Origin of the sequence: Listeria sp. LM90SB2, assembly GCF_028867355.1 — a bacterium.
GTDB lineage: Bacteria > Bacillota > Bacilli > Lactobacillales > Listeriaceae > Listeria > Listeria monocytogenes_B.
In genome coordinates this window covers 876,467-892,101 of record NZ_CP046449.1, presented here as the reverse complement: position 1 = coordinate 892,101, position 15,635 = coordinate 876,467, and the positions used below count along the sequence as shown (strand labels likewise).

Genomic DNA, 15,635 nt, shown 5'->3' with positions numbered 1-15,635 from the left:
CAAACGAGTGATTTCTGTGTTTATATAATTTATTTGAAAAACTTATTCTGAACTAATTTAATAATCTCCATCATCACAACTGCTGCAAGTGCTAGCCCCGCTGCTATCGACCATTCATGTAGGCCAAATGATGCTGGGATTGAGAAAATTTCTCGAGCTCCTGGTAATACTGTAATTCCGTATAGGACGAAACAAAGTAATACCGCACCGATTACGTATTTGTTACTGAAGAATCCTGCGCCAAATGCGGTTTGGACATTCGAGCGAGCTGCAAATGTTTGTAATGTACGTGCTAGGATAAGCGTAGTAAATGCCATTGCAACACTCATCTCTGGTGAAATTTGCAACCCGATATATTGTGAGATGATAACAGCGATACCGATTAATACACCGCGGCTGATAACGGCGCGCATCGTTCCACCAGCAAAAATGCCTTCGTTAATATCTCTCGGTTTGCGTTTCATTACGTCAGGTTCTGCTTTTTCCATACCTAGTGCGATTGCTGGTAAGGAGTCATTGACTAAGTTGATAAATAGTAATTGTAACGCAGTGAACGGGTTAATCCAGTCCAGCACTAGCGCGAATAAAATCGCAATAATCGCACCTAGGTTTCCTGCAAATAGATAAGCAATTGATTTCTTAATATTGTCAAAAACGGTTCTACCAACGCCAACCGCATCCACAATCGAAACGAAATTATCATCGGTCAGAATCATCGCGGCAGAGTCTTTCGCAACGTCGGTTCCGCTACCCATTGCGACACCAATATCGGCTTGTTTTAAAGCGGGTGCATCATTGACACCGTCGCCAGTCATTGCTGTGATTTTGCCTTTTTTCTGCCAAGCTTTGACGATACGGATTTTATTTTCTGGTGAAACTCGGGCGTAGACTGCGATATGTTCTAGTTTTTTGTCGAGTTCTTCTTCTGGCATTGCGTCTAGTTCTTGGCCTGTTAATGCGATATCATCGGCATCCATTAAACCAATGTCACGGCCGATTGCTTGTGCCGTTGTTTTATGGTCACCGGTGATCATGACTGTACGAATGCCAGCTTTTTTGGACTCTTCAATCGATGCATACACGGCTTCACGTGGCGGATCAATCATTGCAGTTAAGCCAACTAGAACGATATCTTGCTCATCTTCTAATTTTAATTCAGTTGTATCAGCAGGCATCCGTTTGTAGCCGTAAGCAAGGACCCGGAGCGCCTGATTCGAAAATTCTTCATTTGTTTCTTTTAATTTCGCTAAAATTTCTTCTGTCATTGGCTTTTCTTCCCCATCAAGGAAAACATAACTGCAACGCGCGAACATCACGTCTGGTCCGCCTTTTGTTAGCATTGCCTTGTTTTCATTAAAGGTATGAAGCGTAGACATTAACTTACGATCTGAATCAAAGGGAATTTCGCCTTCACGAATGAATTTTTCGCGAATTTCATTGTAATCTTGATTATTTTTATTACTAAAGGCAATTAGCGCCACTTCGGTCGGGTCGCCTAACTCCTTGCCCTCACTGTTAATATTTGAATCGTTACAAAGTACCGCAATATGAATCAAACGGCGTTCCCCTTCTGACCAATTTTCTGGACTTTCCGGGAAATTTTCTTTTGTGCCATCGGGTAAATAGTAATCGACGACCGTCATTTTATTTTGCGTTAACGTTCCGGTTTTGTCTGTACAAATAACGCTTGTGGAGCCTAGTGTTTCAACTGCTGGAAGCTTTCTAATAATCGCGTGCTGCTTTGCCATTTTGTTTGTTCCAACTGCAAGTACAATCGTTACAATAGAAGAAAGTGCTTCCGGAATCGCTGCTACAGCTACGGCCACGGCAAACATAAAGGCATTTAAAATCGCCGTTGCCATATCCGCTGAATTGTCGCCGAGTAATACGCGACCAGCTTCAACTGCAAAAATAAGTACACAGAGAGCTAAAATACCGAGTCCTAGCTTTTTACTGAATGATTCTAGTTTTCTTTGTAGTGGTGTTTGTTTTGCTTCTGCTGTTTCAAGAAGTCCGGCGATTTTTCCGATTTCTGTTTCGCTCGCTGTGCCTGTTACAACAAACATCCCACGACCATATACAACGAGGGAACCGCTGAAAACCATATTCACACGGTCGCCAAGCCCCACTTCATCTGGAATGGTATCAATATATTTCTCGACCGCTTCCGATTCACCAGTAAGCATCCCTTCGTCGATTTTTAAAGAGCCGCTTTCGAACAAACGGCCGTCTGCTGGGACGAAATCACCAGCATCCAAAATAACGACGTCACCCGGAACAAGTTCGCGCGCATGAATACTTTGCTTAGAGCCATCACGAATTACTTTGGCAACCGGCGCAGACATTTCTCGTAATGCATCAAGCGAACTTTCTGCTTTCCTCGTCTGAACTACGCTAATAATCGAGTTGACAATAAGTACTAAAAAGATAATAAGCGATTCAACCACTTCGCCTAAAACCAACTGCACTAAGGCAGCAATGACTAAAACAATAACCATTGGATCTTTAAATGTTTCCAGGAAAAGTTTCCAAAGTGGATCTTTCTTTTTATTCTTCAGTTCGTTAAAACCGTATTTTTCTTGTCGTTTTGTTACCTCACTAGTTGTTAAGCCTTGTTCTGTTGCTTCTAGTTGTGTAAATGTTTCTGCCGCGCTTTTGCGGTATATCTCCAATCATGTCAGCCCCTTCCAAACAGTTTATGTGTTAAGTATAACAAATCTTAACAGTGAAATAATATTGATAACACTGGAAATTTACACACTCTTAACAAACAGCGCTTTCAAGTTCCCCTTTTAGCTACGAAAGGCAATAAATAGTTGAACCGGACACAAAAAACAGCTATACTACAAGCAGATAGAGTAGGAGGGCATGGCATGGATAAAAATGAACAAGTCATGGCGAACGTCAGAGATTTATTTAATAAGCTCGCTTGGATTAATAAAGTGAAGATGGAAAAAGCGCTAGAGGGATATAAACCTTCTGAAGTCCACTGCATCGAATACATTGCCAAAAATGAAGATCCTAATGTAACGAAACTCGCGGAAGCCTTCTATATGACAAAGAGCGCGATTAGCAAAATTACAAAAAAGCTGATGGATAAAGGCTATATTGAAAGTTATCAAAAACCGGAGAATAAGAAAGAAATTTATTTCCGTCTAACAGCTAAAGGCGCTGAAATTAACCAAGTCCACGATGATTTGCATCAAGAATTCCTCGATCGTGACAAGGTAGTTTTCGAAGACGTAACGGATGCACAATATGCGGAAGTGTTAAAATTTGTGGATAAATATAGTCGTCATTTAGATAATGAAATGCAGAAAGTTTACAATCAAAAATCCGAATAAACCTAGTAACAGCCTAATTTTTCAAGTTAGGTTGTTTTTTATTGTTTTATTTTTGTTGACAAGGAAACAAAAACGAGTTAAGCTAATTATGTTTCCTAGGACACTAATTACAATCGATAGGAGTATTACATGTCTTCAACTAAATCTATTATTAATAAGAAAACTTTACTTTTCGGTCTTATATCTGTCTTCCTTTGTGGGATGGGGTTTAGTATTATTATGCCCGTTGTCCCGTTTCTCGTAACACCTTACGTAACAAATGCTAGTGATCAAGCGCTTATGGTGACACTGCTCACATCTGTTTATGCGCTTTGCGTGTTCTTTGCTGCGCCTGGTCTTGGTGCTTTAAGTGACAGATTTGGCAGACGACCAGTGTTACTCATTTGTTTTATCGGCTCTGCGATTGGTTACTTTATTTTCGGTCTTGGTGGGGCGCTTTGGGTGCTCTTTCTTGGTCGAATTTTTGAAGGAATCACTGGTGGTAGCATAAGTACACTATTTGCTTTCTTTGCTGATATTACGCCTCAAGAGGAGCGGACGAAATACTTTGGTTGGGTTAGCGCTGCAGCTGGTGCGGGTGCTGCGCTTGGTCCGGCTTTCGGTGGATTGCTTGCCCACTTTGGTTACGCAATGCCATTTTTCTTTGGAGCAGCGATTACTTTCATCAACTTTTTATTCGGTTATTTCTACATGCCTGAGAGTTTAGAAGAAGCAAATCGTTTAAAACGAATTCCGCTTATGCGACTCAATCCGTTTTCCCAGCTGCTTAAAATTCTGACCATCAAAAACTTAGGACGTTTACTGATTGCTGCATTTTTCATTTGGGTTCCTAATGGTTCCTTGCAAGCTGTCATGTCTCAATTCGCCATTGATAGTTTCAGTTGGAAGCCAGCTTTAATTGGGATGATGTTTTCCATTATGGGAATTCAAGATATCTTGTCGCAAGCTTTTGTTATGCCAAAATTACTACTCAAGTTAACGGACAAACAAATAGCTATTTTGGGGATGATTGCTGAGATTATTGGCTATTTGCTTATTGCAGCTTCCTCGATTTTCACACTTGCACCGCTACTCGTTATCGGAATGTTCGTTTTCGGTTTTGGCGACTCGATTTTCGGACCTTCGTTTAACGGCATGGTTTCAAAATCTGCTAGCGCTAGCGAACAAGGTCGGATTCAAGGAGGTAGCCAAGCCATTCAGTCGGTGGCGCGTATTATCGGACCCGTTATCGGTGGGCAACTTTATATTACGCTTGGCCATGCCGCTCCAGCTGTTATGGGTGTCCTTTTAATCACTGTTGCAATTTTTATTCTTTATAAAAAGACTTCTTTAGCAAAATAATGTTTTTCGTATTTAACAAACCATTTTGTAATGAAAAAGGTATCCTTATACTATTAATTAGGATACCTTTTTAGTAATTAGTTTATCTTCACTCATTACTTTTCAACTTATAGATGTAAAACTTTTGCTTGTCGGATGATTTTCTCTTGTTTTAATGCAACTGGAATCATCATTAAGCCTGCAATAATTAAAGCTGTAAACATAATGGTAAAAGTTGCGCCCCAGCCGTGTAAAGTATAGCCAAATATTTGTATACCCGCTTTTGTTGGGTCTGCGATATATCCTAGAAAGACTTTAGCAAAAGAATCTCCGAATAAGTATGCAAACGTTCCAGTTAAGCCATTTGTTACAGCTAAAGCATTTCTAGGAACAAACTCGATCACCGACACACCAATTAAAAGTTGGGGGCCAAATACTAAGAATCCTAAAATAAATAATACCGTATACATGCTATAAACACTTGTAACTTGCGAATAACTAATTAACATGAAAAATTCAATGACAACTGCAATAATAGAGCAAAGCATACGGCGGCCTTTCATAATATCTGAGAGCCAGCCCCACGATAATGAACCTAGCAATGCTCCAATTTCAAAAAAAGAAATAGTCATAATTGCATCTTTTGTACTCCATCCTAGCGCTTGAATACAATAAACGGGCGCCCAATTATCAATACCAATTCTAACAATATAGATGAATATATTTATGACACATAAAGTCCATACCCATGGATTATTAATAACAAATCGACACAAAATTTGAAATCTAGAAAGGTCTTTTGTCTCCGATTCTCCTTGTTCTTCCCGCTCTTCAAAAATTTCAGCGGCAGAGTTCCATCCTAATTCTTCTGGTTCATCATGCCCCACGGAGAAGCAAATAATTGCAATGATGATCGCAATGATACCCGGAACGATAAACATTCCCCCTGCCCCGCCATTAAAGAAAGTAGTCGCACCCCAAAAAGCAACAATTCCCGCTAAAGCACCACCTATATTATGCGAGGCATTCCAAAAGCCTAACCATCTTCCTCTTTTCAATTTTGGCGTCCATCGTGTGATAGTTGAATAGGAAGCCGGTCCACCTGGTGATTGCACAAATCCATTTGCTCCCCAAAGGATAAACAATATACCCACTGTTGCTTGCTTTGTAACTAAAAGTATTCCAATAATAATTGATATAATGGCGGAAATCCCTAATAAAAAACTCATTATTTTTTTAGCATTTCTTCCATCCACGGCATACCCTAAAATCGTTTTTCCAATTCCGTACATAACAGAAAAAGCTAAACCAATCATTCCTAGTTCTGTGGTGCTGAAATGGTTCTGCTCAATTAACAATGTCTGAGCCGCTTTAAAGTTATTCCTTAGAAGATAGACCGTTAGATAACAAATAAATACAGACATAAATGCAACGATAAAGTGTTTGAACCATTGTTGCCTTTGAATTTCTAGTGGAACAAAATAGTTCTTTCTTTTTAAACTGAATAATGACATTATAAATTTCCTTTCAAGTGTAATTTTCATTCCAAATTTAGAATGCGATGAGCATTATTACGCAAACGTTTCCATATAAAGTCTATCAATTTTTCTAAAGCAATCACCTCTGCTGTCCAAATGCTTTATTTCCCCTTTTGCGCTGCTAAAAATATAAAACAGAAATTCTATTTCCGTCATTAACACTTGTTATCATGCAGAAAACAAAAAAGCAGGAATTATCTTGGGGTTCCCAAATAATTCCTGCTTTCCTTTTAGTAAAATATTTCCTAAAACCCGAAAGTTTTTACTCGTTAAATCGTATTAAACTGAGCATCATATAATCGCTTATAGGCACCATTATCTTGCGCTAAAAGCTCATTATGCGTCCCAGTTTCTGCGATGCCCGTTTCATTTACAACGATAATTCGATCGGCATGCTTAATCGTTGCGAGTCTGTGCGCGATAATTAAAGTCGTTCTTCCTTCCGCTAACTCTTCTAGCGAGGCTTGAATCACTTGCTCTGTTTCCGTATCAAGTGCTGACGTCGCTTCATCTAAAATTAAAATCGGTGGGTTCTTCAAAAACATTCGCGCAATAGCTAACCGTTGTTTTTGTCCCCCAGAAAGTTTGACTCCGCGCTCACCAATGATGGTGTCAAGACCATCTGGCATTTCTTCTACTACCTTGGAAAGATGGGCAAGTTTCACGACATGCTCGATTTCTTCATCGCTAGCGTCTAATTTTCCGTACGCAATATTTTCGCGAACTGTACCGGAAAACAAAAAGACATCTTGTTGCACGACACCGATTTGTGCTCGTAAAGACGGTAAAGTAAATCGTTTAATATTTTCACCGTCAATTGTAATCTCTCCAGCTGACACATCGTAAAAACGTGGTAACAAATTACAAATCGTCGTTTTCCCAGCTCCACTTGGCCCAACAAAGGCAACGGTTTCGCCGGCTTTGATAGAAAGATTTATATGATTTAGTACATTTTTCCCATCGCTATATTCAAAAGATACATGGTTGTAAGCAATGTCACCGCGGAACGCCTTGGCTGGTTTTGCGTCTTTTTCGTCTTGGATTGCTGGTTCTGTATCCATGACTTCTAGGAATCGCTTAAACCCTGCAAAGCCTTTTGGATAGCTTTCGATTACGTTGTTGATTTTCTCGATTGGTCGAATGAACACGTTTGTTAGCAAGATAAATCCGACAAATTCCCCGTATGATATTTCGCCATTAATCGTAAAATAAGCTCCGAATAAAAGGGCAAATAAACTAATCAATCGCATCAGAAAATAGTTAAACGAAAAACTCAAGCCCATCACTTTGTAGAACATTAATTTTGACTGACGATACGCTTGGTTGAGCACTCTAAAACGCCCTTTTTCATGTGGTTCGTTGGCGAATGCTTGCACGACACGCACCCCGCTAATTGCATTTTCCACTCCAGCATTAAAATTCCCTAAATCTTTAAAAATCCCGGTTGTTACTTTGGTCATTCGTTTGTTGAAGTAAACAATTAATACAGTCAAAATCGGTACTAGAATAAACGTCGAAATCGCTAATTTCACATTGATATTCAACATTAAGAAAAATGCACCGAAAAGGGACATAATCGAAATAAAAATATCTTCTGGACCATGATGCGCTACTTCACCAATTTCAAATAAGTCAGTCGTCATTCGTGACATCAATTTTCCGGTTTTCTGATTGTCGTAAAAGCCAAATGGTTGTTTTTGCAAATGACTGAATAAATCTCTACGCATATCTGTTTCTATGTTAAGACCAAGCATATGTCCAAAATAAGTGACAATGTACTGCATAAATGTGTTAAGTATGTAGAAGAATAATAAGGCAAGTGCCGCAGTAATAATCAGCCCAAAATCTTTTCCTGGAAGTAATGTATCAATCACGTGGTTAACCGCGACTGGAAAAGCCAGCTCCAAAATAGCTGCTAAGACGGCGCAACCAAAGTCAATGATAAAAAGTGTTCGATACGGCTTATAATAACTAAAAAAGCGTTTTAGAATAACAATCCCCCCTTAAAAATAGTCATGGTTCCCATTATAGTGTAAAATAACTAAAAAAGCGATATCGTTTTTGGAAAGGAGGCAACTGATGAAACGATTAGAAAAAATTTCTTCTATTGTTCCCATCCTGCTACGAATCACCCTAAATCTGGCGCTTATTATGGTCGGTTTTACCCTTGTTGCTTTTTTAATTAGAGAGGCATTTACGATTTTCAATAATATTTTCTTTTTAGATACAGACGTTTCTTACTATTATATGACACAAGATATTTTGACGTTTTTCCTTTACTTTGAATTTATTGCGCTGATTGTTAAATATTTCGAATCTCATTTTCATTTCCCGTTGCGCTATTTCATTTATATTGGTATCACAGCGATTATTCGATTTATTATTGTCGACCACTCTAGCGCAACTTCGACGCTAATACTTTCAGGCGCGATTCTTTTACTCGTCGCTGCACTGTTTTTAGCTAATACAAAGATGCTTAAACGAGAAGGGTAAAAAAACAAGCAATCCTATTTTCGGATTGCTTGTTTTTATTTTCTATTCTTTACGACAACGCTTCTGGCTTTGTTGTACGAGTAAGTAAACGCCACACGATATGGCAATAATTCCGAGGCACGTAATTAATAAATTTACCGAGCTATCACCTGTTTTTGGCAAGCGATCTTTCGTCTCTTGTTTTTTTTGTTCAACTTTGGTTAATTTCAATGCTTTTGGTTCGATTTTTGCTTTTGATATAGTTCGCTTTTCTGTGGTTTCTATTTTTGATTTCTTTATTTTTGCTTTTTCTACTGGCGGATTTTCTGGAACAGCTGTATCAGGTAATGGTTCCATGCTTGGTGCTTGCTCAGGCGCTTTTTTTTGATAAATGATGTTGATTGTTTGTGGTGATTCGGTAAAAACGCCAAGAATTTCCGAATCGTATTTTAATAAAGTATAACCTTTAATTTTTTTCATCGGAACATTGTATGCTTCGTTGAAAAGTCCGCTCAAATATAATGACGGGGCAATTGAAGTATTGTTTTCATCCAGATAATTTACAGTGACTTGATTCGGTTTCCCGAACTCTGGAATGGTAGAAATATTCTTTTTATAGCGAAAAATGATATGCGAGCCATCTATGCTAATGTCTTTTCTTACAAATGTATAGTCAGGTATTGTCTCTAAAATAGCTGCTTCGCTATCGATGATTTCTACTACTGGTAATAAGTCTTTGCCAGTTTCATCTACGTAGCTTACATCGATTATTTTATCATATATGTAACGCACGATAATCCCAGTATCTGTGATATTGCCTGTCGCATTATGAGGTATTTCTCTTAATTTATAGCCAGGAATATCTTTTGGTGTAGATACATAATGATAATCAGTTAATGTATCTGAAGGAGCAATCTCGGCTCCGTCTGCATCAACATATTCCACTTTAACCGTGAAATTATTTGTGGCTGCACTTGCTTTTATAGGTGAGATAAACCCACTCGCCAATCCTACTGTCATTATTAATGCTAAGATTGTTATCACTATTTTTTTTACATTTTTACTCACTGACCATTCCTCCAAAGTTCTCATACATTTTGCAACGTACATTTAATTCATCTGGTAAAAGTACATACGATACAAATTCGTTTTTTTCATCTACTAAAACTAAAAAATCAACAAATCGAAGTTCGGCCCAGTTTTTCCAAAATGATAGAAAAAACTTTAATTCTGTAATATTGTTTAAGAGCTTCGACTTTTGCGTTAAACTATATTTCAATTCATCAATATAGGGCGTAAAAATCAGCGTTTGTTCGATGGCACCACTTTCAATATGCTTTGAAATAAAATAATGCCACTTTCTCAACATTTTCAACTTCCCTTTCAAAAAAGCGTCACTGTCTTCTGCGGAAAAATGTTCCTTTGAATTAGGGCTAATCTGACTATCCCCAACTAGTTCAATCGTTATTCGCCGGCTATCTTTCTGCAAATTCTCAAGCAACAGCATTGTTTCCCGAAAATATAATTGTTGAAAGGAAATTTTAACAATAAAGTGCTGATTGGGATAAACTTGTAGAACTTTTTTAACTTCCATTTCATACCAATTGATAAATTTTCCATACTCTGTTTGATTTGTAACACATAACAAATGCGTAGTTAGATCTTCCAAGAGATTTTTAGTTTTTTTAATAGCAACTATTTCTTTTTTGACTAAATCACCACTTTTAGTATCATACTCATTTTGAAGTAGTAATTGATATTTTTGATTTAATATAAAAATCTCTCCTTTCCAAAAAAGCATGTGAAAATTAGTACATTCCAAATAATACAACATATGTGCCATAAAACTCATTTGGTCTTATATATAAGACCAAAAAAAGATACCCTATTACGGGTACCTGCTTTACTTTAAACTATTTGGATATTCTCTTTTTCTAAAAACTGTTGAAGTAATGTATTATAAAGTTGTGCAAGGGATTTGTAATCCAGTACATCTAAAATTCGAATGGCACTTTTAGACTCTTTTAAGCCTTGTTCGACCTGGTCATTTTTCATCCAGATTAAGCCTTGATAGTAATTATGCATAATCCGGTAAAAAGCACAGTCATGCGTAGAAGACAGTTCGTGCAGTATTTCTAATAATTGCGCGGCATATTCTAATTGATTACGGGTAATTAGTTCTTCAATTATATTGGATAGAAGCGTGGAAAATACTTTTTTGCCACGATCGTAATGTTTATATTTTTCGAGTGACTTCAAGACCAATTGAAAAAAATAAATTTGTACATCTTCTTCAAAATAGTCCACTGAATTAGCGAAAATCCGAATTTCTTCTAGTGTCCATGATTGGACTTTCCACAAATACGTTTGGATAACTGCTTTATCTTTCTCAGAAACAATACTAACGTCAAATCGATTATTTAATAGAAATTGTTCATTAATTTCCATTCTTGAGTGGACAATTGCTTTTCTTAGATTGGCTCTATCTCCTGTTTGCTGCAACACTTCTTGGTATAATTCTTGTAAGTCTGCCAAACTTTTTTGATTAGCTGCATTTGCAAATTTGTACCAAAAATTGTCTTCCTCCGCTAAAGAATAACCTCTATTCATAAAGAAAAATTCATCCGAACTTAGCATTACTCGTTCTAAAATTTCTTCAAATAGTACTAATGTAATATCATGTTTTCCTTTTTCAAAACCTATTGCATATGATTTTGAAATTACCCCTGTATAAACTTCTTTTTGCGTCAATCCTTTTGAAAGTCGTACTTCGCGAATTAACTCACCATACGCAACCATTGATATCGTCTCCTATATATCAGTTTCAGAAAATAAGGTTATCTTGTATGTACAATATTAATCTTGTAATCCCCAATATTCGCTTTAGTAGTTTAACGCTTTTACTCTAAAAATGAAACTTACAAAAATGTCACTTACGGGTATTACCACATAAAAAAATCCACCCATAGTAATATATGAGTGGATTTCACTTAATTTTCGACACTACTCGTCTCCATGTTAAAAATCGTGATAGCTTCTGATAAAGCAGAAATTTCTGCCTCTAGTACCGATTTTTGTTTTTTTAATTCATACATTTGTAAAATATTGGTAGCTTCGTTTAAATCTATATTTTCTGTGTTATAAAATTTAATCCATCTTGTAAGAGATGCTATTGAGACACCAAAATCATTACATAGCGTATACTTTGGTGTTCCTTGGTGATACAAATAGACTAGACTTTTTTTGAATTTTTCATTATATAATTTTTTAGGCATGAACAGTTCCTTTCCTGTGCGTTTTTCAGAGTTTAGTAATGTCTCAGATAACTGTTAAATACTGTTTGATTTCAAAGTTCACTGCTGGCTTTATTTTCCAGCAAATGGACTATTCCGCCATTTTCAAGGTGCAGATTACTTTTAATACATCCCGTGATTCCGATATAACTTAGTAACTCTTTCTTTTTTTCATTTTATATAATAATTTTTCTTTTGAATCGCTTAGCAAATTCTTTTACAATTTATTGTCCCTCCCTTTAAATTTTAGTAAATATAGATGCTAATATATAGGATTTCCTTGATGTTATCTCTATATTTCCAACTCGATATCTAAATTATATAAGACAAAGCATCATGTTTACTACTCTAAAAAGCACTTTTAAAATGTGTTTTTTTCTTAAAAGTGGCTAATTTGTGACAAAACTTTGCTCATTTCAAATGAATAAAACTAATTAATTCCCGTGAACCTACCATCACTAACTAATTTTATCGTTTTCATTATACATTTTATAATGGCGCTCCAGCTTGAAATTTAATTTTCTAAAATAACTGTTAGATTAAGATAAATACTAAACTGGTAACATGTAAAAGTGTCTAACTGAAACTTCATTTTATGGTACAATAAGCTACAATATACATAGAAAAGAGGGGCGCCATGGAATTTCTACTTATTTTACTTCCAGTTTTTGGGATCTTCGCTATTGGGTTTATTGGACAAAAGACTTTAAAATTTGATATTCCTAACTTATCTAAACTCACGCTTTACTTAATGTCACCGTTTCTTGCATTTAATACTTTTTATACCAATGCGCTAACGATAGATTATGCATATTTGGCGATTTACATTTTTGCGCTTTGTCTGAGTTTGATTTTGCTTGTCAGTTTAATTAGTTTTTTGCTTGGTTATAACTTGCAAGATCGTTGCGCGCTCATTTTGGCTAGTGCTTTTATGAATAATGGAAATTATGGAACACCTGTTGTCTTGCTTGTTTTTGGGGCTGTTGGGCTTGATATTGCTGTTGTATTAATGGTGTTGCAGCAACTAGCTATGAGTACCATTGGGATTTATTTTGCCGCAAAAGGAAGTAAAGATGCAAATGGAATGAAAACGGTCATGAAACGGGTTGTTCGGATGCCGATTGCTTACGGGGCTTTACTCGGGCTTACGCTTCAATTACTTCATGTTTCACTTCCATCCGCTTTAATGACTTGCGTAAAACTTGTTGGCGACGCTGCTATTCCAACAATTATGATTGTCCTTGGAATGCAGTTGGCAGTTATTTCGTTTAGACGAATCGAACTTACAAAAGTAGGCATTGCATTAGTACTCAAATTACTCATTGCTCCAATCATTGCGTTTGGTTTAACGTTGATTCTCCCTGTTGACGAAATGACAAAACAAATTATGATTTTACTTGCAGCTATGCCAACTGCAGCGAATACTACTTTAATGGCTGTACAATTTGATACAAAACCAGATTTAGTTTCTAGTGCCACATTTATTAGTACAGTTTTAAGTATTATTACCTTACCCATTGTGCTCTATTTTCTTCATCCAGTTTTCTAAGGCGGGCTCTAGCTCGTCTTTTTTGTATAGACCAATTATAAAACAAAACGTTTGCCTTGCTTACATTTAAGAAATATAATAGCTATACCAATTGAAAAAGGAGGTACTGGACTGGTGAAAACTATTGATATGAAATATTTACGCTTGTTAGCAAAAGAATATCCTACTATTGCCAAGACAGCTACGGAAATCATTAATCTCGAAGCAATTATGAACCTTCCAAAAGGAACGGAACATTTTTTAAGTGATGTTCACGGTGAATATAGTGCTTTTGAACAAGTGCTTCGTAATGGTTCTGGTGTTGTAAAACGGAAAATTCGTGATATTTTTGGCGCGGAGCTAGATGATGCAGAGATTAATTCACTTAGTACACTGATTTATTATCCAGAAGAAAAGATGGATTTGCTTGCTAGTGAAACAGAAGATTTGCAGGCTTGGTATCGCACCACACTTTTTCGTTTGATTGAACTCTGCCAGTACGTTGCTTCAAAATACACACGTTCTAAAGTGAGAAAAGCCATGCCCGAAGATTTTGCCTACATATTAGAAGAGTTACTTCATGAAAACTACAATGAAGACGACAAAAAGCTTTATTATGAAGAAATTTTACAACATATTATTTCACTTGGTCGTGCAGAAGAATTTATTAGTGCTCTCTCGTTACTTATTCAACAATTGGTCGTCGATCATTTGCACATTGTTGGTGATGTCTATGATCGTGGTCCTTATCCAGATAAAATCATGGATACATTAATGAATTACCATTCGCTCGATTTCCAGTGGGGTAATCACGATATTTTATGGATGGGCGCGGCTAGTGGTTCTAGGGTTTGTGCGGCTAATGTTATTCGGATTTCTGCCCGTTATTTAAATTTAGATATTTTAGAAGATAGTTACGGTATTTCTCTTCGCCCCCTGGCCCTTTTTGCCGACGAAGTGTACAAAGACGATCCTTGTACCTACTTCCAGCCCAAAAACGAAGAAAATATTAACTATAGTAATGCAGAAATCACGCAAATTGCTAGGATGCATAAGGCTATCTCGATTATTCAGTTTAAATTGGAAGGTGAAATTATAAATCGACGCAAAGAATTTGATATGGATCACCGACTTTTACTTCAATTTATCGATTATAAAAAAGGCACAATTCATCTAAAGGGAAAAGAATACCTGTTGTTAGACAGTCATTTTCCAACGATTAATCCAGAAAAACCTTATGAACTCACTGACGCGGAGAGAGAACTTATTGGGAAAATTACTGCCGCTTTTAAAAACTGTCGTCGATTGCAAAAACATGTACAATTTCTATATTCAAAAGGCAGCATGTTTTTAACTTATAATGGTAATTTACTCTACCATGGCTGCATTCCACTCCACGAAGATGGGACTTTTATGGAAATGAAATTACGTGGCGAAAAATATGCTGGTCGTTCGCTTTTAGAGCAGTTTGAAATACTTACCCGCGAAGCATACGTACGTCCAACTGGAACTAAAGAAAAGAAATATGCGTGTGATATCGTTTGGTATTTGTGGACTGGTGCCATTTCTTCGCTATTTGGAAAAAGTGAAATGACTACATTTGAACGTTATTTTGTTGCAGAAAAAGAAACACACACAGAAGAAAAAAATCCTTACTACAAATTGCGTAATAACGAATTAATTTGCAAACAAATTTTAGAAGAATTTGGGCTTGATGGTGAATGTGGGCATATCATTAACGGCCATACGCCAGTCAAAGAAGGAAAAGGTGAAAGTCCGATTAAAGCGAATGGTAAAATGCTCGTCATCGATGGCGGGTTCGCAAAGGCCTATCATAAAGAAACGAACTTAGCGGGTTATACACTACTTTTTAATAGTTACGGTTTACAATTAGTGAGTCATCAGCCATTTACTACAAAAGAGGATGCTATCAAAAATGAAACGGATATTCTTTCCACGCGTCAAGTTATTGAAATGGAAATTAACCGTAAACGTGTAAGGGATACCGATATTGGGGCTAAACTTAGTGAGCAGGCAGAAGATTTAAAATTGTTACTAGATGCCTATCGTAATGGCTTGCTTCATGAAAACCGTTAACTAATAGGTTTTTAATTGTCATAAAACTTTCACAAGTCCCAAA

Annotated in this window: 12 protein-coding genes; 5 read left to right on the top strand and 7 right to left on the bottom strand. The window is 36.8% G+C overall.

The features are described from left to right. Positions 1 to 29: 29 nt before the first annotated feature. Entirely contained in the window at positions 30 to 2,672 is a 2,643-nt protein-coding gene (locus GL301_RS04330) for a calcium-transporting ATPase (protein WP_003731455.1), read from the bottom strand. Positions 2,673 to 2,873: 201 nt separating this feature from the next. Between GL301_RS04330 and GL301_RS04325 the strand changes: the two genes are divergently transcribed. After that, positions 2,874 to 3,344, top strand: coding sequence for a MarR family transcriptional regulator (locus tag GL301_RS04325; RefSeq protein ID WP_003724771.1), 471 nt, complete (start codon positions 2,874 to 2,876; stop codon positions 3,342 to 3,344). 129 nt (positions 3,345 to 3,473) lie between these two features. Beyond that, positions 3,474 to 4,685: an MFS transporter gene (locus GL301_RS04320; RefSeq protein WP_021496216.1), complete on the top strand. Its 1,212-nt coding sequence runs from the start codon at positions 3,474 to 3,476 to the stop codon at positions 4,683 to 4,685. Between the two features lie 107 nt (positions 4,686 to 4,792). Here GL301_RS04320 and hpt read toward each other — a convergent pair whose 3' ends face one another. Continuing rightward, positions 4,793 to 6,178 (bottom strand): hexose phosphate transporter Hpt, encoded by a 1,386-nt coding sequence (gene hpt / locus GL301_RS04315; RefSeq protein WP_003734276.1) that lies wholly within the window; start codon positions 6,176 to 6,178, stop codon positions 4,793 to 4,795. Positions 6,179 to 6,471: 293 nt separating this feature from the next. Beyond that, entirely contained in the window at positions 6,472 to 8,193 is a 1,722-nt protein-coding gene (locus tag GL301_RS04310) for an ABC transporter ATP-binding protein (protein ID WP_012681182.1), read from the bottom strand. A gap of 88 nt (positions 8,194 to 8,281) precedes the next feature. On the opposite strand from GL301_RS04310, the gene psiE reads away from it, so the two are divergent. Next, on the top strand, positions 8,282 to 8,695 hold the full coding sequence (psiE, locus tag GL301_RS04305; RefSeq protein WP_003721401.1) for a phosphate-starvation-inducible protein PsiE: 414 nt from the start codon (positions 8,282 to 8,284) through the stop codon (positions 8,693 to 8,695). A 42-nt stretch (positions 8,696 to 8,737) separates the two neighbouring features. On the opposite strand, the gene GL301_RS04300 is transcribed toward psiE, so the two are convergent. The 4 genes from GL301_RS04300 to GL301_RS04285 all read right to left on the bottom strand — a co-directional run bounded on the left by GL301_RS04300 (position 8,738) and on the right by GL301_RS04285 (position 11,949). After that, a complete protein-coding gene (locus GL301_RS04300) occupies positions 8,738 to 9,742 on the bottom strand; it encodes a MucBP domain-containing protein (protein ID WP_010958814.1) in 1,005 nt (334 codons plus the stop codon). After that, positions 9,735 to 10,448 carry a diguanylate phosphodiesterase gene (locus tag GL301_RS04295; RefSeq protein ID WP_072217663.1) on the bottom strand — a complete coding sequence of 238 codons (714 nt, stop codon included), beginning with the start codon at positions 10,446 to 10,448 and terminating at the stop codon, positions 9,735 to 9,737. The genes GL301_RS04300 and GL301_RS04295 overlap by 8 nt, the downstream gene beginning before the upstream one ends. 134 nt (positions 10,449 to 10,582) lie before the next feature. Then, positions 10,583 to 11,473 (bottom strand): Rgg/GadR/MutR family transcriptional regulator, encoded by an 891-nt coding sequence (locus tag GL301_RS04290; RefSeq protein ID WP_003724765.1) that lies wholly within the window; start codon positions 11,471 to 11,473, stop codon positions 10,583 to 10,585. Positions 11,474 to 11,664: 191 nt separating this feature from the next. Beyond that, positions 11,665 to 11,949, bottom strand: a complete 285-nt coding sequence (locus GL301_RS04285) for a transposase (protein ID WP_003731459.1) — start codon at positions 11,947 to 11,949, stop codon at positions 11,665 to 11,667. 655 nt (positions 11,950 to 12,604) lie between these two features. Here GL301_RS04285 and GL301_RS04280 point away from each other — a divergent pair. Both GL301_RS04280 and GL301_RS04275 read left to right on the top strand, forming a co-directional pair. Next, on the top strand, positions 12,605 to 13,516 hold the full coding sequence (locus tag GL301_RS04280) for an AEC family transporter (RefSeq protein ID WP_003724763.1): 912 nt from the start codon (positions 12,605 to 12,607) through the stop codon (positions 13,514 to 13,516). A 114-nt stretch (positions 13,517 to 13,630) separates the two neighbouring features. Beyond that, positions 13,631 to 15,592, top strand: a complete 1,962-nt coding sequence (locus GL301_RS04275; RefSeq protein WP_003740500.1) for a fructose-1,6-bisphosphatase — start codon at positions 13,631 to 13,633, stop codon at positions 15,590 to 15,592. Positions 15,593 to 15,635 lie beyond the last annotated feature (43 nt).